The sequence below is a fragment of the Nocardioides abyssi genome (assembly GCF_030412915.1).
GTDB classification, from domain to species: Bacteria; Actinomycetota; Actinomycetes; order Propionibacteriales; family Nocardioidaceae; genus Nocardioides; species Nocardioides abyssi.
In genome coordinates, this window is record NZ_JAUHJR010000350.1 from 1 (window position 1) to 204 (window position 204).

The 204-nt window shown below is 73.0% G+C and carries 1 pseudogene; it reads left to right on the plus strand.

Annotation, left to right across the window (positions count from 1 at the left end):
* A pseudogene (locus QWY29_RS20965) lies at nucleotides 1-204 on the plus strand (GTPase HflX); the annotation flags it as partial.

Here is a 204-nt window from a genome sequence, read left to right on the forward strand (position 1 = left end):
AGGTCGAGCTGGCGCAGCTGACCTACCTCAAGCAGCGCCTGCGTGGCTGGGGTGGCAACCTGTCGCGCCAGGTCGGCGGTCGCGCCGCCGGCGGCGGCGGCATCGGTGGCCGCGGTCCCGGGGAGACCAAGATCGAGACCGACCCGCGCCGGATCAACACCCGGATCGCCAAGCTCCGCCGCGAGCTGCGCGAGATGAAGGGCA